We start from the raw sequence: 20,667 nt of genomic DNA on the forward strand, positions 1-20,667 counted from the left end.
TTAAAAGTTAATAAAACAATAAAAATTCGTTAATTTTTAGGTGGCACTATAAGTGTCTTAATGACTGTAATTGTTGTAATTACTGCGTGAGAGAGTGGTTTGTTTTGAGGGGTTTGTGTTTTTCTTAAAAAGAAGCGATTAAACTTATGTGAATCTTAGAATTTGATATTTTAAATGCGGTATTCTCATTTTTTCCGTTTGCGTAATTGAGCTTTAGGAGACCGGCTTTTGTGAAGATTCCTAAACCAAAACCAAAACCATAGAGTTTTTCTTCGGTATCTGTAATTTGATTTTCATAATAGGCGATGTCTGTAATGGAGTGAATATAAATAGAATTGCTGAGTTGGTAACGGTATTCGGTGTTTAAAACATTGAATAGAGATGCGTAGATACTGTTTTCTTCAAAACCTCTAATAGAGTTAATGCCACCAAAGCGCATCAATTCATTTTCTAGATAGTCGTCTGAATTTAAAATACCTCCAGTTAGTTTGAAGTATACGGAGTTTTTTAAATTGATGTTTAAAATTTTAAAAGTGTCTATATTAAAAAGTGATTGCTTCTGGTTGTTGTTGTCCTGTTTCCGTGAACCAAAATTGCTTTCTATATAAAGTTTGGTGTTTAAAGGGAAGAGTAAATTGTTAGGTTGGTAGGTTATAAACTCGTAAGCTAATGTATAGTAATTGGTTGTGTAATCTATTAAAGTGGTGGGGATGTTTGTTGAAAGTAAATTGTTGGATTCAGTTAATGTTATACCTGTATAAATTTTGTGTTTTGGGTTTATTTGATAATGTAGCTTGGCAGCTTGATTGACTGCGGTAAAAGAGGAATCTTTTTTGAAAATCCTTAAAAGAAGGTCTAAGCCAATAGGTGTTTTAAATAAATAAGGAAGAGAGGCGTTGGCTTCAAAAGTTTTTTGTTCGTTCTCATCGCTCTTGTATAATAGGCGTAAAGTTTCTCCGTAATTTAAATTATTGGTCAGGTTTAAATTTAAATACCCGTCAAATTGCAACTGGTTGGTGTCTTCGTTGGTTCCGAAACCTAAAAAACCATCAAACGCATTGCTTTTTGTTTTTTCGAGGTAGAGATACAGGGTCGTAGAATCTTTTGAGAAAAGAACTTCAGGCGATTTTGTTTCGGTTGCAAATCTTAAGTTATTCAGTTGAGATGTTTTTTCTTTGATTTCAGTAAGATTAAATAATTGTCCGGGTTTTATTTTCAGGAAATGTTTTAAATAGGATTCTGGGAATTTCTTGTATCCTTTAATGATGATATTACTAATCTGTCGCTTTTCCGTTTTCTGAGCTGTGATTAACGTTGCTTTTAGAGTAGTGGAGTTTTTAATAGTGATTTCCGAAAGCTTGAGTTGTGAAAACGGATAGCCTTCTTCCGTTTGTTTTTTATTTATAAAATTTAAAGTGGTTTCAATGTCTTTAAAAGCAATTGTAAAATACTCTGGTGTAATATCTCGGGATATATATGTTAATACTTTCGGAGTAATATTTGTATTGTTATAGTATATATGTATAGACTGATATTGATTTTTCAGATTAAAAATCGTTGAAAATGTAGAGTCGTTTGATTTAAGAATTTCGGAATGCTCGTTTTCTATAAATCCTATTTTTTGAAGGGAATTTTGTAAAGAATCGATTTCTCTTTTTATCGATAAAAAATTAAGGTGCGACGTGTTGTAGTTTAAAGCCTCTAAAACTTTGGTTTCGGTTTCATTACTTCCTTTAATAGTTAAGTATAAGTTTTGGCTAATCAGATTGGTAGCTAAAACAGATTGAAAAACGAATAAGATGATAATTTTTTTTATCACAGTAAATGAAGGCGGTTTTTTAATGTAAATCTAACTGAAAAGCCACACATAAATTTTATGATGTCATATTTTTTTAAATTCTATTGAAAATTAATGATTTAGGATTTGAATTTTTAAATTTAATTTCTACCTTTGCAGCCCTCTTAGAAGAGGATTGAAAATTTTATATATAATTTATATGCCAACAATTTCACAATTAGTAAGAACAGGAAGAGCCAAAATAACCAAGAAGAGTAAATCGGCTGCTTTAGATTCTTGTCCTCAAAGACGTGGAGTATGTACGCGTGTTTACACTACAACACCAAAGAAACCAAACTCAGCAATGCGTAAAGTTGCAAGGGTAAGGTTAACAAATGGTAATGAGGTGAACGCTTATATCCCAGGTGAAGGACACAATCTACAAGAGCACTCGATAGTATTGGTTAGAGGTGGAAGGGTAAAAGATTTACCAGGAGTTAGATATCACATCGTTCGTGGTGCTTTAGACACAGCAGGTGTACAAGGTAGAACACAACGTAGATCTAAGTATGGTGCTAAACGCCCTAAGAAGTAATTTAAAACTTTAAGAAGAAGACATGAGAAAAAGAGCAGCAAAAAAGAGACCGCTTTTACCGGATCCGCGTTTTAACGATCAGTTAGTGACTCGTTTCGTTAACATGATGATGTGGGATGGTAAGAAGTCTGTAGCTTTTAAAGTATTCTATGATGCTATTGATATTGTAGAGTCTAAAAAAACTGACGAAGAAAAAACAGCTTTAGAGACTTGGAAAGATGCTTTATCTAATGTGATGCCTCACGTAGAAGTACGTAGTCGTCGTGTTGGTGGTGCAACATTCCAAATTCCAATGCAAATCCGTCCAGATCGTAAAGTTTCAACTGCTATGAAGTGGTTAATCGGGTACGCTCGTAAAAGAAACGAAAAATCTATGGCACAACGTTTAGCTTCAGAAATTTTAGCAGCAGCTAAAGAAGAAGGAGCAGCGGTTAAGAAAAGAGTAGATACTCATAAAATGGCGGAAGCTAATAAAGCATTCTCTCACTTTAGATTTTAATAAGAAATGGCAAGAGATTTAAAATATACAAGAAATATTGGTATTGCGGCTCATATTGATGCTGGTAAAACAACAACAACAGAGCGTATACTTTATTATACTGGAGTGTCTCACAAAATTGGTGAGGTACACGATGGTGCAGCAACTATGGACTGGATGGAGCAAGAGCAAGAGCGTGGTATTACTATCACATCTGCAGCTACAACTTGTACGTGGAAATTTCCAATGGAAAATGCACAGCCATTACCAGATACTATGGATTATCACTTCAATATTATTGATACTCCTGGTCACGTTGACTTTACTGTAGAGGTAAACCGTTCATTACGTGTATTAGATGGTTTAGTATTCTTATTTAGTGCAGTAGATGGTGTTGAGCCACAATCTGAAACTAACTGGAGACTTGCAGACAACTATAAAGTGCCACGTATTGGTTTCGTTAACAAGATGGACCGTCAAGGATCTAACTTCTTAGCAGTATGTCAACAAGTAAAAGATATGTTAAAATCTAATGCGGTGCCAATCGTATTAAACATTGGTGACGAGGCAGATTTTAAAGGTATCGTAGATTTAGTTAAGAATAGAGCTGTTGTGTGGCATGATGAAACACAAGGAGCTACTTTCGACGTTGTAGATATTCCAGAAGATATGAAAGAAGAAGCACGTAAATACCGTGCGCTTTTAATCGAGGAAGTTGCAACTTACGATGAGAACTTACTAGAAAAATTCATGGAAGATGAAGATTCTATTACAGAAGATGAAGTGCACGCTGCACTTAGAGCTGCTGTAATGGATATGGCTATCATTCCAATGATTTGTGGTTCTTCATTCAAAAATAAAGGTGTTCAGTTCTTATTAGATGCTGTATGTCGTTATTTACCTTCTCCATTAGATAGAGATAATGTAGTAGGAACAAATCCTAACACTGGTGACGAGGAAACACGTAAGCCATCTGTAGATGAGCCGTTCGCAGCATTAGCATTTAAAATTGCTACCGATCCTTTCGTAGGTCGTTTAGCATTCTTCCGTGCTTATTCTGGACGTTTAGATGCGGGTTCTTATATCTTAAACAACCGTTCAGGTAAAAAAGAGCGTATCTCTCGTATCTACCAAATGCACTCTAACAAACAAAACGCTATCGAATATATCGAAGCTGGAGATATTGGAGCTGCAGTAGGATTTAAAGATATTAAAACTGGTGATACTATGTCTGCTGAAAATGCACCTATAGTGCTAGAATCTATGGAGTTCCCAGATCCAGTAATTGGTATCGCAGTAGAGCCTAAAACAAAGGCTGACGTAGATAAAATGGGTATGGCTTTAGCAAAATTAGCTGAAGAAGATCCAACATTTACAGCAAGAACAGATGAAGCTTCTGGACAGACTATTATTTCTGGAATGGGTGAGCTTCACTTAGATATTATTGTTGACCGTCTTAGACGTGAGTTCAAGGTAGAAGTAAACCAAGGACAACCTCAAGTAGAGTACAAAGAGGCTGTTACTCAAACTGCTCAACACCGTGAAACTTATAAGAAACAATCTGGTGGACGTGGTAAATTCGCAGATATCGTATTTACTTTAGAGCCAGCAGAAGAAGGTAAAGATGGTTTAGAATTCGTTTCTGAAATTAAAGGTGGTAACGTTCCTAAAGAATTTATCCCTTCAATTGAAAAAGGATTCAAAGAAGCTATGAAGAATGGTCCATTAGCAGGATACGAAGTTGATGCTATGAAAGTAACATTAACAGACGGTTCTTACCACGATGTGGATTCGGATCAATTATCATTCGAATTAGCTGCGAAATTAGGATTTAAAGCTGCTGCAAAAGCTGCGAAAGCGGTAATCATGGAGCCAATGATGAAACTAGAGGTAATTACTCCAGAAGAAAACATGGGTGACATTGTAGGAGATTTAAATAGAAGAAGAGGTCAAGTAAGTGACATGAGTGATAGAGCAGGAGCTAAAGTTGTAAAAGCTATCGTTCCGTTATCAGAAATGTTTGGTTATGTAACTACATTAAGAACATTATCTTCTGGTCGTGCAACATCTACTATGGAATTCTCACACTACGATGAAACTCCTTCAAACATCGCTGAAGAAGTAATCAAAGCAGCTAAAGGAGTTGAAGCTTAAAATCTAAGAAAATGAGTCAAAAAATTAGAATAAAATTAAAATCATACGATCACAACTTAGTAGATAAGTCTGCTGATAAGATTGTAAAAACAGTAAAAAATACTGGAGCTGTAGTAACTGGACCAATTCCATTACCTACAAACAAAAAGATCTTTACTGTTTTACGTTCTCCACACGTAAACAAGAAGTCAAGAGAGCAGTTTCAATTAAGCTCTTATAAGAGATTAATGGATATTTACTCTTCGTCTTCTAAAACAATTGACGCTTTAATGAAACTTGAATTACCAAGTGGAGTTGAAGTTGAGATTAAAGTTTAAGTAGAACAATCGACATGTCCTTAACGACTGGTTAGGGAAAAACGGAAAAATACAATTCAAGGCTGAAATGTATTTTTGGCCTTGAGTTTTTTTAATAACAAATAGTAATAATTAATAAATAATTTAATATGTCTGGGTTAATTGGAAAAAAAATCGGTATGACCAGCATTTTCGATGAAAATGGGAAAAACATTCCTTGTACAGTAATCGAAGCGGGTCCATGTATCGTTACCCAAGTCAGAACCAACGAAGTTGATGGGTATGAAGCTCTTCAATTAGGTTTCGATGACGCGACAGAAAAAAGCGCAACTAAAGCTGACCTTGGTCATGCTAAAAAGGCTGGAACTTCTGTAAAGCGTAAAACCGTTGAGTTTAAAGGTTTTGGTGAGGAGTACAAATTAGGTGATGCGATCACAGTAGATCATTTTATCGAAGGAGAGTTCGTTGATGTTTCAGGAACGTCTAAAGGTAAAGGATTCCAAGGGGTTGTAAAACGTCACGGTTTTGGTGGTGTAGGTCAAGCGACACACGGTCAGCACAACCGTTTAAGAGCTCCAGGTTCTATTGGTGCAGCTTCATATCCTGCGAGAGTATTCAAAGGAATGAAAATGGCCGGAAGAATGGGGAATGATCAAGTGAAAGTTGAAAATTTAAGAGTTTTAAAAGTAGTTCCAGAAAAGAACTTACTTGTAGTTAAGGGATGTGTTCCTGGACACAAAAACGCTTATGTAATTATTAGAAAGTAATGGAAGTAGCAGTTTTAGATATAAACGGAAAAGATACTGGAAGAAAGGCAAACCTTTCTAACGAAGTATTTGCTATTGAGCCTAATAATCATGCAGTATATTTGGATGTTAAGCAATACTTAGCAAACCAAAGACAAGGAACTCACAAGTCTAAAGAAAGAGGTGAGATCTCAGGAAGTACTCGTAAGATTAAAAAGCAAAAAGGAACAGGTACTGCTCGTGCGGGTAGCATCAAGTCTGGAGTGTTTAAAGGTGGTGGACGTATGTTTGGTCCAAGACCAAGAAACTATAGCTTCAAACTTAACAAAAACGTTAAACGTTTAGCTCGTAAATCAGCGTTAAGTATTAAAGCAGGAGAGCAATCAGTAGTTGTATTAGAAGATTTCAACTTTGAAACTCCAAAAACTAAGAACTTCACTGCAGTGCTAAAGGCCTTAAACTTAGAGAATAAAAAGTCTTTATTTGTGTTGGGTGCGTCGAATAATAATGTATATTTGTCGTCACGCAATTTACAAGGCTCTGAAGTTGTAACTGCTTCAGAATTAAACACTTACAAGATTTTAAATGCAAGTCAAGTAGTTGTTTTAGAAGGCGCTTTAGAAGGAATTGAAACAAATTTAAGTAAATAGAAACCATGAGTATCTTAATTAAACCTATAATCACAGAGAAAGCGACTGCAGATAGCGAGTTAAGAAACTGCTATACTTTCGCAGTGAACACAAAGGCGAACAAGATAGAAATCAAGAAAGCGGTAGAAGCTGCTTACGGTGTTTCTGTTGAAAAAGTTCGTACTATAAATGTCCGTCCAGAAAGAAGAACTCGTTATACAAAAACAGGTCTTCAACATGGTAAAACAAATGCTGTTAAAAAAGCAATTGTACAACTGGCGGAAGGTGAAATGATTGATTTATACAGTAACATGTAATTAAAGACAAATGTCAGTAAGAAAATTAAAACCAATCACACCAGGGCAGCGTTTTAGAGTAGTAAATGGTTATGACGCCATTACTACTGATAAGCCGGAGAAAAGTTTATTAGCTCCGAAAAAAAGGTCTGGTGGTAGAAACAGTCAAGGAAAAATGACCATGCGCTACATTGGTGGTGGTCATAAAAAGAAGTATCGTATTATCGATTTTAAACGTAACAAAGCGGGTATCCCTGCTGAAGTTAAAACTATCGAGTACGATCCAAACAGAACCGCTTTTATCGCATTATTGAATTATCAAGATGGCGAGAAAAGATATATCATTGCTCAAAACGGTTTACAAGTAGGTCAAACTGTGGTTTCAGGAGAGAATGTAGCTCCAGAAATTGGTAATGCAATGCCTTTAAGTCAAATTCCTTTAGGAACAATTATTTCTTGTTTAGAGTTACGTCCAGGTCAAGGAGCTGTTATGGCTCGTAGTGCTGGTGCTTTTGCTCAGTTAATGGCAAGAGATGGTAAATTTGCAACTGTAAAATTACCTTCAGGCGAAACAAGATTAATTTTAGTTAACTGTTTAGCAACTATTGGAGCAGTATCTAACTCAGATCACCAATTATTAGTAGGTGGTAAAGCAGGTAGAACTCGTTGGTTAGGAAGAAGACCACGTACCAGACCAGTAGTGATGAACCCGGTTGATCACCCAATGGGTGGTGGTGAAGGACGTGCTTCAGGTGGACACCCACGTTCTAGAAACGGCGTTCCTGCTAAGGGTTACAGAACGCGTTCTAAAAAGAACCCAACAAATAAGTATATTGTAGAACGTAGAAAGAAATAAGACATGGCAAGATCATTAAAAAAAGGACCTTACGTTCATTATAAATTAGAAAGAAAAGTAGCTGCTAACGTTGAGTCTGGTAAGAAAACAGTAATTAAAACTTGGTCTCGTGCCAGTATGATTACTCCAGATTTCGTAGGACAAACAATCGCAGTACACAATGGCCGTCAATTCGTTCCAGTATATGTTACTGAAAACATGGTAGGTCATAAATTAGGAGAATTTTCACCAACACGTTCATTCCGTGGACATGCAGGTGCTAAAAACAAAGGTAAAAAGTAGTAAGCTATGGGAAGTCGTAAAAAACAAATGGCAGACGCTATTAAGGAAGAGAAAAAGCTAGTTGCTTTTGCTAAGCTTAATAATTGTCCTACGTCACCAAGAAAAATGCGCTTAGTAGCCGATTTAGTAAGAGGTGAAAAAGTTGAGAAAGCACTAAACATATTAAAATTTAGCCAAAAAGAAGCTTCAAACCGTTTAGAGAAATTGTTATTATCTGCAATTGCAAACTGGCAAGCTAAAAACGAAGATGCAAGCATCGAAGACGCTGAATTATTTGTAAAAGAGATTAGAGTAGATGGCGGATCCATGTTAAAAAGATTACGTCCAGCTCCTCAAGGTCGTGCACACAGAATTAGAAAACGTTCTAACCACGTAACTATCGTTGTTGGAGCTAACAATAACACACAAAGCTAAGATAGAAGTATGGGACAAAAAACAAATCCAATCGGAAATCGCTTAGGTATTATCAGAGGATGGGAATCTAACTGGTACGGTGGTAATGACTACGGAGATAAGCTTGCCGAAGATGATAAAATTAGAAAATACGTTCACGCGCGTTTATCTAAAGCTAGTGTAAGTAGAGTAATTATTGAGCGTACTCTAAAACTTGTAACCGTTACTATCACTACTGCTAGACCTGGTATTATTATCGGTAAAGGTGGACAAGAGGTAGACAAGTTAAAAGAAGAGCTTAAGAAAATTACTGGAAAAGAAGTTCAGATTAACATCTTTGAAATTAAAAGACCTGAACTTGATGCATATTTAGTAGGAGCAAGTATTGCTCGTCAAATTGAAAACCGTATTTCATACAGACGTGCAATCAAAATGGCTATCGCTGCTACAATGCGAATGAATGCTGAAGGAATTAAAATCGAAATTAGTGGACGTTTAAACGGTGCTGAGATGGCACGTTCTGAGCACTACAAAGAAGGTCGTATTCCTTTATCAACCTTTAGAGCCGATATTGACTATGCTTTAGTTGAGGCACACACTACTTATGGTAGATTGGGTGTTAAAGTATGGATCATGAAGGGTGAAGTATATGGTAAAAGAGAGCTTTCTCCGCTTGTTGGGTTATCTAAGAAGCAAGGAAAAGGTGGAGCCGGACGTGGAAACTCTAAACCTCGTCGTAGAAAGTAATTTTTTAAAGTAAAGAAAAATGTTACAGCCTAAAAGAACAAAATTTCGTAAGCAACAAAAAGGACGTATGAAAGGTCTGTCTCAAAGAGGACACCAACTTTCAAACGGAACTTTTGGAATAAAAGCATTAGACGCTGTGTTTATCACGTCTCGTCAAATAGAAGCTGCACGTATTGCTGCTACCCGTTACATGAAAAGAGAGGGGCAACTGTGGATTAAAATTTTCCCAGACAAGCCAATCACTAAAAAGCCTTTAGAGGTACGTATGGGTAAAGGTAAAGGTGCTGTTGAATATTGGGTGGCAGTAGTTAAACCAGGAAGAGTATTATTTGAAATTGGAGGTGTGCCTTTAGAAGTAGCGCAAGAAGCGTTACGTTTAGCAGCACAAAAACTTCCAGTAAAAACTAAGTTTTTAATTGCTCGCGATTACGAAGCATAATTTATTTGATATTATGAAACAATCAGAAATTAAAGAATTATCAGTAGCCGAGTTACAAGAGAAACTTGGTGAAACAAAAAAGAGTTATTCAGACCTAAAATTAGCTCATGCAATATCTCCTTTAGAGAATCCAATTCAATTACGTTCTTTAAGAAGAGACGTAGCAAGAATTGCGACCGAATTAACTAAAAGAGAATTACAATAATTCTGCTAAAAGATGGAAACAAGAAATTTAAGAAAAGAACGTATAGGAGTTGTTACTAGTAACAAAATGCAGAAATCTATTGTAGTTTCTGAGGTTAAAAAAGTAAAACACCCTATGTATGGTAAGTTCGTGTTAAAAACGAAAAAATACGTTGCACACGACGAAACAAACGATTGTAACATTGGAGATACTGTAAGAATCATGGAAACACGACCTTTAAGTAAATCTAAATGTTGGAGATTAGTTGAAATCATAGAAAGAGCTAAATAATTATGGTACAGCAAGAATCAAGATTAAAAGTAGCAGACAACACTGGAGCAAAAGAAGTTTTGGTAATCCGTGTTCTAGGTGGTACAAAAAGAAGATATGCTTCTGTTGGAGATAAAATTGTAGTTTCTGTAAAAGATGCTACTCCTAACGGAAACGTAAAAAAGAAAGCGGTTTCTACTGCGGTTGTTGTACGTACTAAGAAAGAAGTAAGAAGACCAGACGGATCTTATATTAGATTCGACGATAATGCTTGTGTATTATTAAACCCAGCGGGTGAGATGAGAGGTACACGTGTATTTGGTCCTGTTGCTAGAGAGCTTCGTGATAAACAATTCATGAAAATAGTATCATTAGCACCAGAAGTGCTTTAATACATTAAATTAAAGATGACAAAGCTTAAAATAAAAACTGGAGATACTGTAAAAGTAATTGCTGGAGACCACAAAGGTACAGAAGGTAAAGTACAAAAAGTATTAATAGAAAAGAACAAAGCGATCGTTGAGGGGGTTAACTTGGTTAAGAAACACACTAAACCAAGTGCCCAAAATCCTCAAGGTGGTATCGTAGAGAAAGAGGCTCCTATTCATATTTCAAACTTAGCGTTGTTAACTTCTAAAGGAGAAACAACAAGAGTAGGTTATAAAGTAGAAGGCGATAAAAAAGTAAGATTTTCTAAAAAATCTAATGAAGTATTATAGTTATGGCATATTCACCTAGACTTAAAGAAGAGTATAAAAGCAGAATAATTGCTGCTCTTACAGAAGAATTTGGATATAATAATGTAATGCAAGTTCCTAAACTAGAAAAGATAGTAATATCTAAAGGTGTGGGAGCTGCAGTTGCAGACAAAAAGTTAATTGACTACGCAGTAGAAGAGTTAACAACTATATCTGGACAGAAAGCGGTAGCAACTTTATCTAAAAAAGATGTTGCAACGTTTAAATTACGTAAAGGGATGCCAATTGGTGCAAAAGTAACTTTACGTGGAGAAATGATGTACGAATTTTTAGATCGTTTAGTAACATCTGCTTTACCTCGAGTAAGAGATTTTAACGGAATTAAAGCTACAGGATTTGACGGACGTGGTAACTATAACTTAGGAATCACAGAGCAAATCATTTTCCCAGAGATAAATATTGATAAAGTTAATAGAATCTCAGGAATGGATATTACATTTGTAACATCAGCTGAAACCGATAAAGAAGCAAAATCATTATTAACCGAATTAGGATTACCTTTTAAAAAGAACTAAGTTATGGCTAAAGAATCAATGAAAGCCCGCGAGGTAAAAAGAGCAAAAACAGTAGCAAAGTATGCTGAGAAACGTAAAGCTTTAAAAGAAGCTGGAGACTACGAAGCATTACAAAAGTTACCAAAAAATGCTTCTCCTATTCGTAAACATAATAGATGTAAATTAACAGGAAGACCTAGAGGTTACATGAGAACATTTGGTATCTCACGTGTAACGTTTAGAGAAATGGCCAATCAAGGTCTTATTCCTGGTGTTAAAAAAGCAAGTTGGTAATATTATTTTAAATAATCAGATTTAAGGTTCGGCTACCAACGCCGAAAACCAAAATCGCAAAATCAATTCATTATGTACACAGATCCAATAGCGGATTATTTGACAAGAGTTAGAAATGCTGTGCGTGCAAACCACAGAGTGGTTGAAATCCCAGCATCTAACTTAAAGAAAGACATCACTAAAATATTATTCGAGCAAGGATATATTTTAAGTTACAAGTTCGATGATTCTACAGTACAAGGAACTATTAAAATAGCCCTTAAGTACAACAAGGAAACAAAAGAGCCTGTAATCAAGAAGATTGAGAGAGTAAGTAAACCAGGTTTACGTAAGTATGCAAGTTCAAAGGAACTTCCTAGAATTCTTAACGGTCTTGGTATTGCCATCGTTTCTACTTCTCACGGAGTAATGACTGGTAAACAAGCCAAGAGAGACAATGTAGGTGGTGAAGTTTTATGTTACGTTTACTAAAAATATAAGATATGTCAAGAATAGGTAATAACCCAGTAGTAATTCCAAACGGAGTTACAGTTGATGTAAAAGACAACTTAATTACAGTAAAAGGAAAGTTAGGAGAATTAACTCAAACTTTCGAATCTGTAGATGTTAAAGTTGAAGATACTAATGTTTTAGTAACACGTTCTGCTGATTCTAAAGACCAAAAGGCAAAACACGGTCTTTACAGAGCTTTAGTAAACAACATGATTAAAGGTGTTTCTGAAGGTTGGACAAAAGAATTAGAATTAGTAGGTGTAGGATATAGAGCTAGCAACCAAGGTAACAAACTTGAATTAGCTTTAGGTTTTTCTCATAATATTGTAATGGACTTAGCTCCAGAAATTAAGGTTGAAACAGTATCTGAAAAAGGGAAGAATCCATTAGTGAAACTAACATCTCATGACAAACAACTTGTAGGACAAGTAGCTGCGAAAATTCGCGGATTTAGAAAACCAGAGCCTTACAAAGGTAAAGGTATCAAGTTTGTTGGTGAAGTTTTAAGAAGAAAAGCAGGTAAATCAGCTTAATAAGTAAGTTATGGCATTGACAAAACACGAAAGAAGAATAAGAATTAAAAACAGAATTCGTAAGATTGTTTCTGGAACAGAAGCAAGACCAAGATTAACTGTTTTTAGAAGTAATAAAGAAATTTATGCTCAAATTGTAGATGACGTAACTGGTAAAACTATCAGTGCTGCATCTTCAAGAGACAAAGATATTAGTTCTGTAAAAGCTACTAAAATAGAATTAGCTAAGTTAGTAGGTAAAACAGTTGCTGAGAAAGCTATGAAAGCAGGTATAGAAACTATCGCTTTTGATAGAGGTGGATATTTATACCATGGTAGAGTAAAATCGTTAGCTGAAGGGGCTAGAGAAGCAGGACTTAAATTCTAAAAATTATGTTTCAAAAATATAAAAGCGCAGAGTTAGTAAAACCAGGTGGATTAGATCTTAAAGATCGTTTAGTTGGTGTACAAAGAGTTACCAAAGTAACTAAAGGAGGTAGAGCATTTGGTTTTTCAGCAATCGTAGTAGTAGGTGATGAGGCTGGTGTTGTAGGTCAAGGTTTAGGAAAATCTAAAGACGTTGCAACAGCTATCGCTAAAGCTGTAGAAGATGCAAAGAAAAACTTAGTGAGAATTCCATTAAAAGGAAAAACATTACCTCACGAGCAAAAAGGTAAATTCGGAGGAGCTAGAGTAAACATCATGCCTGCTGCAGAAGGTACCGGAGTAATTGCTGGTGGTGCTGTAAGAACAGTATTAGAGGCAGTTGGTGTACACGACGTATTATCTAAATCTCAAGGATCATCTAACCCTCATAACGTGGTAAAAGCAACATTTGATGCTTTATTACAATTAAGAGATGCTAACGCGATCGCTAGAGATAGAGGTATTTCACTTGAACAAGTTTTTAAAGCTTAAAAATTTAAAGAGATGGCAAAAATTAAAGTTACAAAAGTTAAAAGCGCTATCAACAAGCCGCTTAGACAAAAAAGAGTACTTGAGTCTCTTGGATTAAAAAAGATTGGTCAAGTAGTAGAGCATGAAACCACACCAAGTATCCTTGGTATGGTTGCTAAAGTTTCACATTTAGTTTCTGTAGAAGAAGCTTAAAAATATAAACTGAAAAATGGATTTAAGTAATTTAAAACCTGCAGAAGGTTCTGTAAAAAACCAAGGGAAAAGAGTAGGTAGAGGACAAGGTTCTGGTAAAGGTGGTACTGCTACACGTGGTCACAAAGGTGCTAAGTCTCGTTCTGGATACTCTAAGAAAGTAGGATTTGAAGGTGGGCAAATGCCAATTCAAAGACGTGTTCCTAAGTTTGGTTTTACTAATATTAACCGCGTAGAATATCAAGGGATTAACTTAGATACTTTACAACAGTTAGTAGATGATAACAAAGTTACAGATACAGTAGATTTTGAAACTTTATTCGCTAACCGTTTAGCTGGAAAAAATGATCTAGTTAAAATTTTAGGACGAGGAGAGTTAAAAGCAAAATTAAAAGTATCTGCACACAAATTTACTGCTTCAGCAAAAGCTGCTATCGAAGCTGCAGGAGGTGAAGCTGTAACATTATAAGACCTTATTACAAGTATGAAGTTTATAGAATCGTTAAAGAATGTTTGGAAAATAGAAGAACTAAGAAACAGAATTACCGTTACACTTGGTTTGTTATTAGTTTATCGTTTTGGTGCTCAAGTAGTACTTCCTGGTATTGATGCCGCTCAATTAGAAGGATTGAGTGACAGTACAGACGGAGGTTTATTAGGATTACTAAATGCCTTTACAGGGGGTGCCTTTGCAAATGCATCTGTATTTGCTCTTGGTATCATGCCTTACATTTCTGCTTCTATTGTAGTACAGTTAATGGGAATCGCTATTCCTTATTTACAAAAACTACAAAAAGAAGGCGCAAGTGGTCAAAAGAAAATTAATCAAATTACACGTTGGTTAACTATTGCTATATGTTTATTACAAGCTCCAGGTTACCTGGCAAGTTTACCGGCATTAGGGATTCCTACAAGTGCATTTTTATTAGGTCAAGGACCATTATTCTATTTCTCATCAGTTTCTATCTTAGTAACCGGATGTATCTTTGCGATGTGGTTAGGAGAAAAAATTACGGATAAAGGTATAGGCAATGGTATTTCACTATTAATTATGGTGGGTATCATTGCTCGTCTACCAGCCGCTTTTCTTCAAAACGCAGCCACTAGATTAGAAGGGAATAACGTAATGTTAATTCTTTTCGAACTAGTTATTTGGTTCGCAATTATCTTAGGTGCTATCATGCTTGTTATGGCTGTTAGAAAAATAGCCGTAGAATATGCAAGAAGAACAGCAAGCGGTGGCTATGAAAAAAGCGCTGTAGGGTCTAGACAGTATATTCCATTAAAGCTTAATGCTTCTGGAGTAATGCCTATCATATTTGCACAAGCAATTATGTTTGTTCCTAGTTTAATTGGAGGATCGTCTTTCTTAAAGGAGACAGCTACAGGAATCTGGTTACAAACAAACTTTGCAGATATATTTGGACTTTGGTACAACTTAGTATTTGCCTTTTTAATTATTGTATTTACATATTTCTATACGGCAATTACAGTACCAACAAACAAAATGGCTGACGATTTAAAACGCAGTGGAGGTTTTATTCCAGGTATTCGTCCTGGTTCAGAAACTTCAGAATATCTAGATAAGATAATGTCTCAAATTACCTTACCTGGTTCATTATTCTTAGCATTAATAGCTATATTTCCAGCATTCATTGTTAAGTTAATGGGCGTACAACAAGGATGGGCATTATTCTTTGGTGGTACCTCACTAATCATTTTAGTAGGTGTTGCGATAGATACTATGCAACAGGTAAACTCTTACTTGTTAAATAGACATTATGATGGCTTGATGAAAACAGGTAAAAATAGAAAAGCAGTCGCTTAATTATTATACTATGGCAAAACAGGCAGCAATAGAACAAGACGGAACAATTATAGAAGCATTATCAAATGCCATGTTCCGTGTTGAATTAGAAAATGGTCACATTGTGACAGCACATATCTCTGGTAAAATGCGTATGCACTATATAAAACTTTTACCGGGAGATAAAGTAAAATTAGAAATGAGTCCTTACGATTTGACTAAGGCTCGCATAACTTATAGATACTAATACGATGAAAGTTAGAGCATCCGTTAAAAAAAGAAGTGCAGATTGTAAAATCGTGCGTAGAAAAGGTAGACTTTACGTGATAAACAAGAAGAATCCTAGATTTAAACAAAGACAAGGTTAAAATTGTACATGAGTTATTAGGGCTTAGAAGTTAGATGAGAATCTGTTCGAAATAGAAATGTTTAGGATTCTAACAACTAAAAACTAGCAACTAGAAACTAAAAACAATATGGCAAGAATTGCAGGTGTAGACATACCAAAAAACAAAAGAGGAGTTATCTCTTTAACTTATATCTACGGAATAGGTAGAAGTAGAGCAAAAGAAATATTAGCACAAGCTAATGTTGACGAAAGTATTAAAGTTCAAGATTGGAACGACGACCAAATCGCTGGTATTCGTGAAGCTGTTGGATCTTATACTATCGAAGGTGAGTTACGTTCTGAAACTCAATTAAACATTAAACGTTTAATGGATATTGGATGTAACAGAGGTATTCGTCATAGAGCTGGACTTCCGTTAAGAGGTCAACGTACTAAGAACAACTCTAGAACTAGAAAAGGTAGAAGAAAAACTGTTGCTAACAAGAAAAAAGCAACTAAATAATTAAAAGTCATTAGTATTTAGCTGTTAGATGAATCTGTTTGAAATGTAAAAGTTTAGGATTCTATCACTAACAACTAACAACTAGAAACTAAAATAATATGGCAAAATCAAATACAAAAACTACTAAAAAACGTAAAGTTATAGTAGATTCTGTTGGTGAAGCGCACGTTACGGCTTCTTTCAACAACATTATCATCTCATTAACTAATAAGAAAGGTGACGTAATTTCATGGTCATCTGCTGGTAAAATGGGATTTAGAGGTTCTAAGAAAAACACTCCTTATGCTGCTCAATTAGCTGCGGAAGACGCTGCTGCAGTTGCATCAGAAGCTGGTTTAAAGAAAGTAAAAGTATACGTTAAAGGTCCTGGAAATGGTAGAGAATCTGCTATCCGTTCTATCCATAATGCTGGTATCGAAGTAACAGAAATTATCGATGTTACTCCATTACCACACAATGGATGTAGACCTCCAAAACGTAGAAGAGTATAATTACTCTTAAAAACATATTTATAATAAAAATAATATCAGCTATTTATATAGTTGGTATTATTTTTTTATGTAAATTTGCAAACTGAAAAATTAACAAGTATTAACGGGAGATTAACGATTATCGGAGGATAAGATTAAGACCTTAATCCATAATCACTCTCAAAAACAATTAGAAATGGCAAGATATACTGGTCCTAAAACTAAAATCGCTCGTAAATTTGGTGAAGCGATCTTCGGAGATGACAAATCTTTCGAAAAAAGAAATTACCCTCCTGGGCAACATGGTAACGCTAGAAAGCGTGGTAAAAAATCTGAGTATGCTATTCAATTAGCTGAAAAGCAAAAAGCTAAATATACCTACGGAATCTTAGAAAGACAATTTAGAGGTTTATTTAAAAAAGCTAGAGCTGCTCAAGGAATTACAGGTGAGGTTCTTTTACAATTATGTGAATCTAGATTAGATAACGTTGTTTACAGAATGGGAATTGCTCCTTCAAGAAGTGGTGCAAGACAGTTAGTGTCTCACAGACATATCACTGTAAACGGAGAGTTAGTAAACATTCCTTCTTACCAATTAAAAGCTGGAGATGTTGTAGCGGTAAGAGAGAAATCTAAATCTCTTGAAGTTATCGAAAGATCATTATCAAACTCAAGTAACGTTTACGAATGGATTACTTGGAATGATGATACTAAACAAGGAACTTACGTTTCTGTTCCTGCAAGAATTCAAATTCCAGAGAATATCAACGAGCAATTCATCGTCGAGTTATACTCTAAATAATAAAAATAAATTATTAACCACATTGGTATTTGGCCAAAGGGTTTGTTCGGACTTCTTCAAACTTATAAACCGCGCAACCAAGTAACAATTAAAACGAAGAACAAAAAATGGCAGTATTTAATTTTCAGAAGCCCGACAAAGTAATCATGATTGATTCAACAGATTTTGAAGGGAAATTCGAATTTCGTCCTTTAGAACCTGGATACGGTTTAACAGTTGGTAACGCTTTAAGAAGAGTACTTCTTTCTTCATTAGAAGGTTTTGCAATTACTTCTGTAAGAATCGAAGGTGTAGATCATGAGTTTTCAACGATTGCTGGGGTAGTGGAAGATGTTACAGAAATCATCTTAAACTTAAAGCAAGTACGTTTTAAAAGACAAATTGAAGATATCGACAACGAGTCTGTATCAATCTCAATTTCAGGTCAAGAGCAAATTACTGCTGGAGATTTCCAAAAGTTTATCTCAGGATTCCAAGTGTTAAATACAGAGTTAGTAATCTGTAACTTAGATCCGAAAGTTAACTTTAACATGGAAATCACAATTGAAAAAGGTAGAGGATATGTACCTGCAGAAGAAAATAAAAAAGCTGCTGCACCAATAGGAACAATCTTTACAGATTCAATTTACACACCAATAAAAAACGTTAAATATAGTATTGAGAACTACCGTGTAGAGCAAAAAACAGACTACGAAAAGTTAGTATTTGAAATCATCACAGACGGTTCTATCACTCCTCAGGATGCATTAACTGAGGCTGCTAAAACGTTAATTCACCACTTCATGTTATTCTCAGATGAGCGTATAACATTAGAAGCTGATGAAATTGCACAAACTGAGACATATGATGAAGAATCATTACATATGAGACAGTTGCTTAAAACTAAGTTAATCGATATGGATTTATCGGTTCGTGCACTTAACTGTTTAAAAGCTGCAGAAGTTGATACTTTAGGAGACTTAGTATCATTTAACAAAAACGATTTAATGAAATTCAGAAACTTCGGTAAGAAGTCTTTAACTGAGCTTGAAGAGCTTGTAAGTGTTAAAGGTTTAAATTTCGGAATGGATTTAAGCAAATACAAATTAGATAAAGATTAATTTCTTCATAGTTTGCTCCTCAGTAGTGGGTTGAGCAAGATGAAGTTTAAAACCAAAAGTCATGAGACACGGAAAAAAAGTAAATCACTTAGGTAGACAAACTGCTCACAGAAAAGCAATGTTAGCTAATATGGCATGTTCTTTAATCGAGCACAAACGTATTAACACTACAGTTGCTAAAGCAAAAGCTTTAAAACAATTTGTTGAGCCTTTAATCACTAAGTCTAAAGAAGACACAACTCACAACAGACGTATTGTTATGTCTCGCTTAAGACAAAAAGAGGCGGTAACAGAATTATTTAGAGATGTTGCAGCTAAAATAGCAGATCGTCCAGGAGGTTATACAAGAATTATTAAACTTGGTAATCGTTTAGGTGATAACGCTGATATGGCTATGATTGAGCTTGTAGATTACAACGAGATTTACACTGCTGGTAAACCAGAGAAGAAAGCAACTCGTAGAAGTAGAAGAGGTGGTTCTAAACCAGCTGCTGCTCCTGCTGTTGAAACTCAAGCTTCAAACGAAGAGGAATAAATGTTAGATACATTTTCAAATATTAAAGGATAAACTATTTTAGTTTATCCTTTTTTTTGTGCAATTTTGCAAAACTTTTTTAGTGAAACATGAAATATCAAAAAAGACAAAAAGCCATCATTCTTTTAGCAGATGGTACCATTTTTTATGGTAAGGCAGTTGGAAATAAGCAAGGAACAGCTTTTGGAGAGGTATGTTTTAACACTGGTATGACCGGATACCAAGAGATTTTTACAGATCCTTCTTATTTCGGACAAATTATGGTGACTACCAATGCACACATTGGTAACTACGGAACTAATGCAGAAGAAGTAGAATCAGATTCAGTAAAAATTGCTGGTCTTGTCGTTAAGAACTTTAGCTACGAATATTCTAGAGACGCAGCAGATAGTTCTTTAGAGGAGTTTTTAGATAAAAACAATTTATTAGCTATTTCAGATGTAGATACTAGAGCATTAGTAAGCTACATTAGAGATAATGGAGCTATGAACGCTGTTATTTCAACTGAAGTTGATAATATTGAAGGTTTAAAAAAGCAATTAGCTGAAGTGCCAAACATGGAAGGTTTAGAATTAGCTTCTAAAGTATCTACTAAAGAACCTTACTATTTTGGTGATGAAAATGCAACATACAAGATTGCAGCTTTAGATATTGGAATTAAAAAGAATATCTTAAGAAACTTAGCAAAACGCGATGCTTACATTAAAGTATTCCCGTACAATTCTAAGTTCGAAGATTTAGAAGCGTTTAATCCAGATGGATATTTCTTATCTAACGGACCTGGGGATCCAGAACCATTAGCTGAAGCTCAGGAAGTGGCTAAAGAAATCATCAAAAGAAATTTACCGTTATTTGGTATTTGTTTAGGTCATCAAGTAATCGCTTTAGCAAACGGTGTGTCAACTTATAAAATGCATAATGGGCATAGAGGTATTAACCACCCGGTTAAGAATATGGTAACTGGAAAAGGGGAGGTAACATCACAAAACCATGGGTTTGCTATTAACAGGGAAGAGACTGAAGCCCATGAGGATTTACAAATTACACATGTACATTTAAATGATAATACTGTTGCAGGTATTGCCATGAAGAGTAAAAATGTGTTCTCTGTACAATACCACCCGGAAGCTAGTCCTGGGCCACACGACTCGTCATATCTTTTCGATCAGTTTATAGAAAATATCAAAAATAAATAGTACGAAATCCTCAAAAAACATTAAGTTTTTTTGAGGATTTTCTTTACTAAAACGTTTTAGCTGTTATTTTGAATATTTCTTAAAAAACTTCATAAATAAAATAA

The 20,667-nt window shown here is 35.1% G+C and carries 34 protein-coding genes; 33 read left to right on the top strand and 1 reads right to left on the bottom strand.

Features of this window, described 5'->3' with window-relative positions; genetic code table 11:
• Nucleotides 1-124 precede the first annotated feature (124 nt).
• The gene (locus ICJ85_RS09065) at nt 125-1,819 is read right to left on the bottom strand and encodes a POTRA domain-containing protein (RefSeq protein WP_317173066.1); all 1,695 of its coding nucleotides are present in this window, start codon (nt 1,817-1,819) and stop codon (nt 125-127) included.
• A 178-nt stretch (nt 1,820-1,997) separates the two neighbouring features.
• Between ICJ85_RS09065 and rpsL the strand changes: the two genes are divergently transcribed.
• From rpsL to carA, 33 genes are all read left to right on the top strand, one after another.
• Complete coding sequence (gene rpsL / locus ICJ85_RS09070) at nt 1,998-2,372, top strand: 30S ribosomal protein S12 (protein ID WP_027138488.1); 375 nt, start codon at nt 1,998-2,000, stop codon at nt 2,370-2,372.
• A 22-nt stretch (nt 2,373-2,394) separates the two neighbouring features.
• Complete coding sequence (gene rpsG / locus ICJ85_RS09075) at nt 2,395-2,871, top strand: 30S ribosomal protein S7 (protein ID WP_188223480.1); 477 nt, start codon at nt 2,395-2,397, stop codon at nt 2,869-2,871.
• A 6-nt stretch (nt 2,872-2,877) separates the two neighbouring features.
• On the top strand, nt 2,878-5,004 hold the full coding sequence (gene fusA / locus ICJ85_RS09080; RefSeq protein WP_188223481.1) for an elongation factor G: 2,127 nt from the start codon (nt 2,878-2,880) through the stop codon (nt 5,002-5,004).
• A gap of 11 nt (nt 5,005-5,015) precedes the next feature.
• On the top strand, nt 5,016-5,321 hold the full coding sequence (gene rpsJ, locus ICJ85_RS09085) for a 30S ribosomal protein S10 (RefSeq protein ID WP_188214800.1): 306 nt from the start codon (nt 5,016-5,018) through the stop codon (nt 5,319-5,321).
• Between the two features lie 128 nt (nt 5,322-5,449).
• Nucleotides 5,450-6,067 carry a 50S ribosomal protein L3 gene (rplC, locus tag ICJ85_RS09090; RefSeq protein WP_188223482.1) on the top strand — a complete coding sequence of 206 codons (618 nt, stop codon included), beginning with the start codon at nt 5,450-5,452 and terminating at the stop codon, nt 6,065-6,067.
• Nucleotides 6,067-6,696, top strand: a complete 630-nt coding sequence (gene rplD, locus ICJ85_RS09095) for a 50S ribosomal protein L4 (RefSeq protein ID WP_188223483.1) — start codon at nt 6,067-6,069, stop codon at nt 6,694-6,696. Before rplC ends, rplD begins: the two co-directional genes overlap by 1 nt.
• A 5-nt stretch (nt 6,697-6,701) precedes the next feature.
• Complete coding sequence (rplW, locus tag ICJ85_RS09100) at nt 6,702-6,992, top strand: 50S ribosomal protein L23 (protein ID WP_188214803.1); 291 nt, start codon at nt 6,702-6,704, stop codon at nt 6,990-6,992.
• Nucleotides 6,993-7,002: 10 nt separating this feature from the next.
• Nucleotides 7,003-7,827, top strand: a complete 825-nt coding sequence (gene rplB / locus ICJ85_RS09105) for a 50S ribosomal protein L2 (RefSeq protein WP_188223484.1) — start codon at nt 7,003-7,005, stop codon at nt 7,825-7,827.
• A gap of 3 nt (nt 7,828-7,830) precedes the next feature.
• A complete protein-coding gene (gene rpsS / locus ICJ85_RS09110) occupies nt 7,831-8,109 on the top strand; it encodes a 30S ribosomal protein S19 (protein WP_188223485.1) in 279 nt (92 codons plus the stop codon).
• 6 nt (nt 8,110-8,115) lie between these two features.
• The gene (rplV, locus tag ICJ85_RS09115; RefSeq protein ID WP_188223486.1) at nt 8,116-8,523 is read left to right on the top strand and encodes a 50S ribosomal protein L22; all 408 of its coding nucleotides are present in this window, start codon (nt 8,116-8,118) and stop codon (nt 8,521-8,523) included.
• A gap of 9 nt (nt 8,524-8,532) precedes the next feature.
• Complete coding sequence (gene rpsC / locus ICJ85_RS09120; protein ID WP_188223487.1) at nt 8,533-9,249, top strand: 30S ribosomal protein S3; 717 nt, start codon at nt 8,533-8,535, stop codon at nt 9,247-9,249.
• A gap of 19 nt (nt 9,250-9,268) precedes the next feature.
• Nucleotides 9,269-9,688: a 50S ribosomal protein L16 gene (gene rplP / locus ICJ85_RS09125; protein WP_188223488.1), complete on the top strand. Its 420-nt coding sequence runs from the start codon at nt 9,269-9,271 to the stop codon at nt 9,686-9,688.
• Nucleotides 9,689-9,701: 13 nt separating this feature from the next.
• Nucleotides 9,702-9,893 (top strand): 50S ribosomal protein L29, encoded by a 192-nt coding sequence (gene rpmC, locus ICJ85_RS09130; RefSeq protein WP_188223489.1) that lies wholly within the window; start codon nt 9,702-9,704, stop codon nt 9,891-9,893.
• Between the two features lie 12 nt (nt 9,894-9,905).
• The gene (gene rpsQ, locus ICJ85_RS09135) at nt 9,906-10,163 is read left to right on the top strand and encodes a 30S ribosomal protein S17 (protein ID WP_044637136.1); all 258 of its coding nucleotides are present in this window, start codon (nt 9,906-9,908) and stop codon (nt 10,161-10,163) included.
• A gap of 2 nt (nt 10,164-10,165) precedes the next feature.
• On the top strand, nt 10,166-10,534 hold the full coding sequence (rplN, locus tag ICJ85_RS09140; RefSeq protein ID WP_188223490.1) for a 50S ribosomal protein L14: 369 nt from the start codon (nt 10,166-10,168) through the stop codon (nt 10,532-10,534).
• Nucleotides 10,535-10,549: 15 nt separating this feature from the next.
• Nucleotides 10,550-10,861 (top strand): 50S ribosomal protein L24, encoded by a 312-nt coding sequence (gene rplX / locus ICJ85_RS09145; protein ID WP_188223491.1) that lies wholly within the window; start codon nt 10,550-10,552, stop codon nt 10,859-10,861.
• Nucleotides 10,862-10,863: 2 nt separating this feature from the next.
• Complete coding sequence (gene rplE, locus ICJ85_RS09150; RefSeq protein ID WP_188223492.1) at nt 10,864-11,415, top strand: 50S ribosomal protein L5; 552 nt, start codon at nt 10,864-10,866, stop codon at nt 11,413-11,415.
• Between the two features lie 3 nt (nt 11,416-11,418).
• Nucleotides 11,419-11,688 (top strand): 30S ribosomal protein S14, encoded by a 270-nt coding sequence (gene rpsN, locus ICJ85_RS09155; RefSeq protein ID WP_188223493.1) that lies wholly within the window; start codon nt 11,419-11,421, stop codon nt 11,686-11,688.
• Nucleotides 11,689-11,760: 72 nt separating this feature from the next.
• Complete coding sequence (gene rpsH / locus ICJ85_RS09160; RefSeq protein ID WP_188223494.1) at nt 11,761-12,159, top strand: 30S ribosomal protein S8; 399 nt, start codon at nt 11,761-11,763, stop codon at nt 12,157-12,159.
• 11 nt (nt 12,160-12,170) lie between these two features.
• On the top strand, nt 12,171-12,713 hold the full coding sequence (rplF, locus tag ICJ85_RS09165; RefSeq protein ID WP_188223495.1) for a 50S ribosomal protein L6: 543 nt from the start codon (nt 12,171-12,173) through the stop codon (nt 12,711-12,713).
• Between the two features lie 10 nt (nt 12,714-12,723).
• Nucleotides 12,724-13,080, top strand: coding sequence for a 50S ribosomal protein L18 (gene rplR, locus ICJ85_RS09170; RefSeq protein ID WP_188223496.1), 357 nt, complete (start codon nt 12,724-12,726; stop codon nt 13,078-13,080).
• Nucleotides 13,081-13,085: 5 nt separating this feature from the next.
• Nucleotides 13,086-13,610: a 30S ribosomal protein S5 gene (gene rpsE, locus ICJ85_RS09175; protein ID WP_188223497.1), complete on the top strand. Its 525-nt coding sequence runs from the start codon at nt 13,086-13,088 to the stop codon at nt 13,608-13,610.
• Nucleotides 13,611-13,622: 12 nt separating this feature from the next.
• A complete protein-coding gene (gene rpmD / locus ICJ85_RS09180; RefSeq protein WP_188223498.1) occupies nt 13,623-13,802 on the top strand; it encodes a 50S ribosomal protein L30 in 180 nt (59 codons plus the stop codon).
• Nucleotides 13,803-13,818: 16 nt separating this feature from the next.
• Nucleotides 13,819-14,271 (top strand): 50S ribosomal protein L15, encoded by a 453-nt coding sequence (gene rplO, locus ICJ85_RS09185; protein WP_188223499.1) that lies wholly within the window; start codon nt 13,819-13,821, stop codon nt 14,269-14,271.
• Between the two features lie 15 nt (nt 14,272-14,286).
• Entirely contained in the window at nt 14,287-15,630 is a 1,344-nt protein-coding gene (secY, locus tag ICJ85_RS09190) for a preprotein translocase subunit SecY (RefSeq protein ID WP_188223500.1), read from the top strand.
• A 10-nt stretch (nt 15,631-15,640) separates the two neighbouring features.
• Nucleotides 15,641-15,856 carry a translation initiation factor IF-1 gene (gene infA / locus ICJ85_RS09195; RefSeq protein ID WP_007094967.1) on the top strand — a complete coding sequence of 72 codons (216 nt, stop codon included), beginning with the start codon at nt 15,641-15,643 and terminating at the stop codon, nt 15,854-15,856.
• A gap of 4 nt (nt 15,857-15,860) precedes the next feature.
• On the top strand, nt 15,861-15,977 hold the full coding sequence (ykgO, locus tag ICJ85_RS09200) for a type B 50S ribosomal protein L36 (protein WP_013305171.1): 117 nt from the start codon (nt 15,861-15,863) through the stop codon (nt 15,975-15,977).
• Between the two features lie 108 nt (nt 15,978-16,085).
• The gene (rpsM, locus tag ICJ85_RS09205; protein WP_188223501.1) at nt 16,086-16,460 is read left to right on the top strand and encodes a 30S ribosomal protein S13; all 375 of its coding nucleotides are present in this window, start codon (nt 16,086-16,088) and stop codon (nt 16,458-16,460) included.
• Between the two features lie 98 nt (nt 16,461-16,558).
• The gene (rpsK, locus tag ICJ85_RS09210; protein ID WP_188214822.1) at nt 16,559-16,951 is read left to right on the top strand and encodes a 30S ribosomal protein S11; all 393 of its coding nucleotides are present in this window, start codon (nt 16,559-16,561) and stop codon (nt 16,949-16,951) included.
• Between the two features lie 175 nt (nt 16,952-17,126).
• Nucleotides 17,127-17,732 (top strand): 30S ribosomal protein S4, encoded by a 606-nt coding sequence (gene rpsD, locus ICJ85_RS09215; protein WP_188223502.1) that lies wholly within the window; start codon nt 17,127-17,129, stop codon nt 17,730-17,732.
• 107 nt (nt 17,733-17,839) lie between these two features.
• On the top strand, nt 17,840-18,832 hold the full coding sequence (locus tag ICJ85_RS09220; protein WP_188223503.1) for a DNA-directed RNA polymerase subunit alpha: 993 nt from the start codon (nt 17,840-17,842) through the stop codon (nt 18,830-18,832).
• A gap of 61 nt (nt 18,833-18,893) precedes the next feature.
• Nucleotides 18,894-19,367 (top strand): 50S ribosomal protein L17, encoded by a 474-nt coding sequence (rplQ, locus tag ICJ85_RS09225; RefSeq protein ID WP_188223504.1) that lies wholly within the window; start codon nt 18,894-18,896, stop codon nt 19,365-19,367.
• 89 nt (nt 19,368-19,456) lie between these two features.
• Nucleotides 19,457-20,563 (top strand): glutamine-hydrolyzing carbamoyl-phosphate synthase small subunit, encoded by a 1,107-nt coding sequence (carA, locus tag ICJ85_RS09230; protein ID WP_188223505.1) that lies wholly within the window; start codon nt 19,457-19,459, stop codon nt 20,561-20,563.
• Nucleotides 20,564-20,667: the final 104 nt, after the last annotated feature.

Origin of the sequence: Aestuariibaculum marinum (assembly GCF_014596975.1) — a bacterium.
GTDB lineage: Bacteria > Bacteroidota > Bacteroidia > Flavobacteriales > Flavobacteriaceae > Aestuariibaculum > Aestuariibaculum marinum.

Coding starts and splice junctions, on each gene's coding strand:
- rpsL (WP_027138488.1), top strand. CDS start 1,998: ATGCCAACAATTTCACAATTAGTAAGAACAGGAAGAGCCAAAATAACC.
- rpsG (WP_188223480.1), top strand. CDS start 2,395: ATGAGAAAAAGAGCAGCAAAAAAGAGACCGCTTTTACCGGATCCGCGT.
- fusA (WP_188223481.1), top strand. CDS start 2,878: ATGGCAAGAGATTTAAAATATACAAGAAATATTGGTATTGCGGCTCAT.
- rpsJ (WP_188214800.1), top strand. CDS start 5,016: ATGAGTCAAAAAATTAGAATAAAATTAAAATCATACGATCACAACTTA.
- rplC (WP_188223482.1), top strand. CDS start 5,450: ATGTCTGGGTTAATTGGAAAAAAAATCGGTATGACCAGCATTTTCGAT.
- rplD (WP_188223483.1), top strand. CDS start 6,067: ATGGAAGTAGCAGTTTTAGATATAAACGGAAAAGATACTGGAAGAAAG.
- rplW (WP_188214803.1), top strand. CDS start 6,702: ATGAGTATCTTAATTAAACCTATAATCACAGAGAAAGCGACTGCAGAT.
- rplB (WP_188223484.1), top strand. CDS start 7,003: ATGTCAGTAAGAAAATTAAAACCAATCACACCAGGGCAGCGTTTTAGA.
- rpsS (WP_188223485.1), top strand. CDS start 7,831: ATGGCAAGATCATTAAAAAAAGGACCTTACGTTCATTATAAATTAGAA.
- rplV (WP_188223486.1), top strand. CDS start 8,116: ATGGGAAGTCGTAAAAAACAAATGGCAGACGCTATTAAGGAAGAGAAA.
- rpsC (WP_188223487.1), top strand. CDS start 8,533: ATGGGACAAAAAACAAATCCAATCGGAAATCGCTTAGGTATTATCAGA.
- rplP (WP_188223488.1), top strand. CDS start 9,269: ATGTTACAGCCTAAAAGAACAAAATTTCGTAAGCAACAAAAAGGACGT.
- rpmC (WP_188223489.1), top strand. CDS start 9,702: ATGAAACAATCAGAAATTAAAGAATTATCAGTAGCCGAGTTACAAGAG.
- rpsQ (WP_044637136.1), top strand. CDS start 9,906: ATGGAAACAAGAAATTTAAGAAAAGAACGTATAGGAGTTGTTACTAGT.
- rplN (WP_188223490.1), top strand. CDS start 10,166: ATGGTACAGCAAGAATCAAGATTAAAAGTAGCAGACAACACTGGAGCA.
- rplX (WP_188223491.1), top strand. CDS start 10,550: ATGACAAAGCTTAAAATAAAAACTGGAGATACTGTAAAAGTAATTGCT.
- rplE (WP_188223492.1), top strand. CDS start 10,864: ATGGCATATTCACCTAGACTTAAAGAAGAGTATAAAAGCAGAATAATT.
- rpsN (WP_188223493.1), top strand. CDS start 11,419: ATGGCTAAAGAATCAATGAAAGCCCGCGAGGTAAAAAGAGCAAAAACA.
- rpsH (WP_188223494.1), top strand. CDS start 11,761: ATGTACACAGATCCAATAGCGGATTATTTGACAAGAGTTAGAAATGCT.
- rplF (WP_188223495.1), top strand. CDS start 12,171: ATGTCAAGAATAGGTAATAACCCAGTAGTAATTCCAAACGGAGTTACA.
- rplR (WP_188223496.1), top strand. CDS start 12,724: ATGGCATTGACAAAACACGAAAGAAGAATAAGAATTAAAAACAGAATT.
- rpsE (WP_188223497.1), top strand. CDS start 13,086: ATGTTTCAAAAATATAAAAGCGCAGAGTTAGTAAAACCAGGTGGATTA.
- rpmD (WP_188223498.1), top strand. CDS start 13,623: ATGGCAAAAATTAAAGTTACAAAAGTTAAAAGCGCTATCAACAAGCCG.
- rplO (WP_188223499.1), top strand. CDS start 13,819: ATGGATTTAAGTAATTTAAAACCTGCAGAAGGTTCTGTAAAAAACCAA.
- secY (WP_188223500.1), top strand. CDS start 14,287: ATGAAGTTTATAGAATCGTTAAAGAATGTTTGGAAAATAGAAGAACTA.
- infA (WP_007094967.1), top strand. CDS start 15,641: ATGGCAAAACAGGCAGCAATAGAACAAGACGGAACAATTATAGAAGCA.
- ykgO (WP_013305171.1), top strand. CDS start 15,861: ATGAAAGTTAGAGCATCCGTTAAAAAAAGAAGTGCAGATTGTAAAATC.
- rpsM (WP_188223501.1), top strand. CDS start 16,086: ATGGCAAGAATTGCAGGTGTAGACATACCAAAAAACAAAAGAGGAGTT.
- rpsK (WP_188214822.1), top strand. CDS start 16,559: ATGGCAAAATCAAATACAAAAACTACTAAAAAACGTAAAGTTATAGTA.
- rpsD (WP_188223502.1), top strand. CDS start 17,127: ATGGCAAGATATACTGGTCCTAAAACTAAAATCGCTCGTAAATTTGGT.
- ICJ85_RS09220 (WP_188223503.1), top strand. CDS start 17,840: ATGGCAGTATTTAATTTTCAGAAGCCCGACAAAGTAATCATGATTGAT.
- rplQ (WP_188223504.1), top strand. CDS start 18,894: ATGAGACACGGAAAAAAAGTAAATCACTTAGGTAGACAAACTGCTCAC.
- carA (WP_188223505.1), top strand. CDS start 19,457: ATGAAATATCAAAAAAGACAAAAAGCCATCATTCTTTTAGCAGATGGT.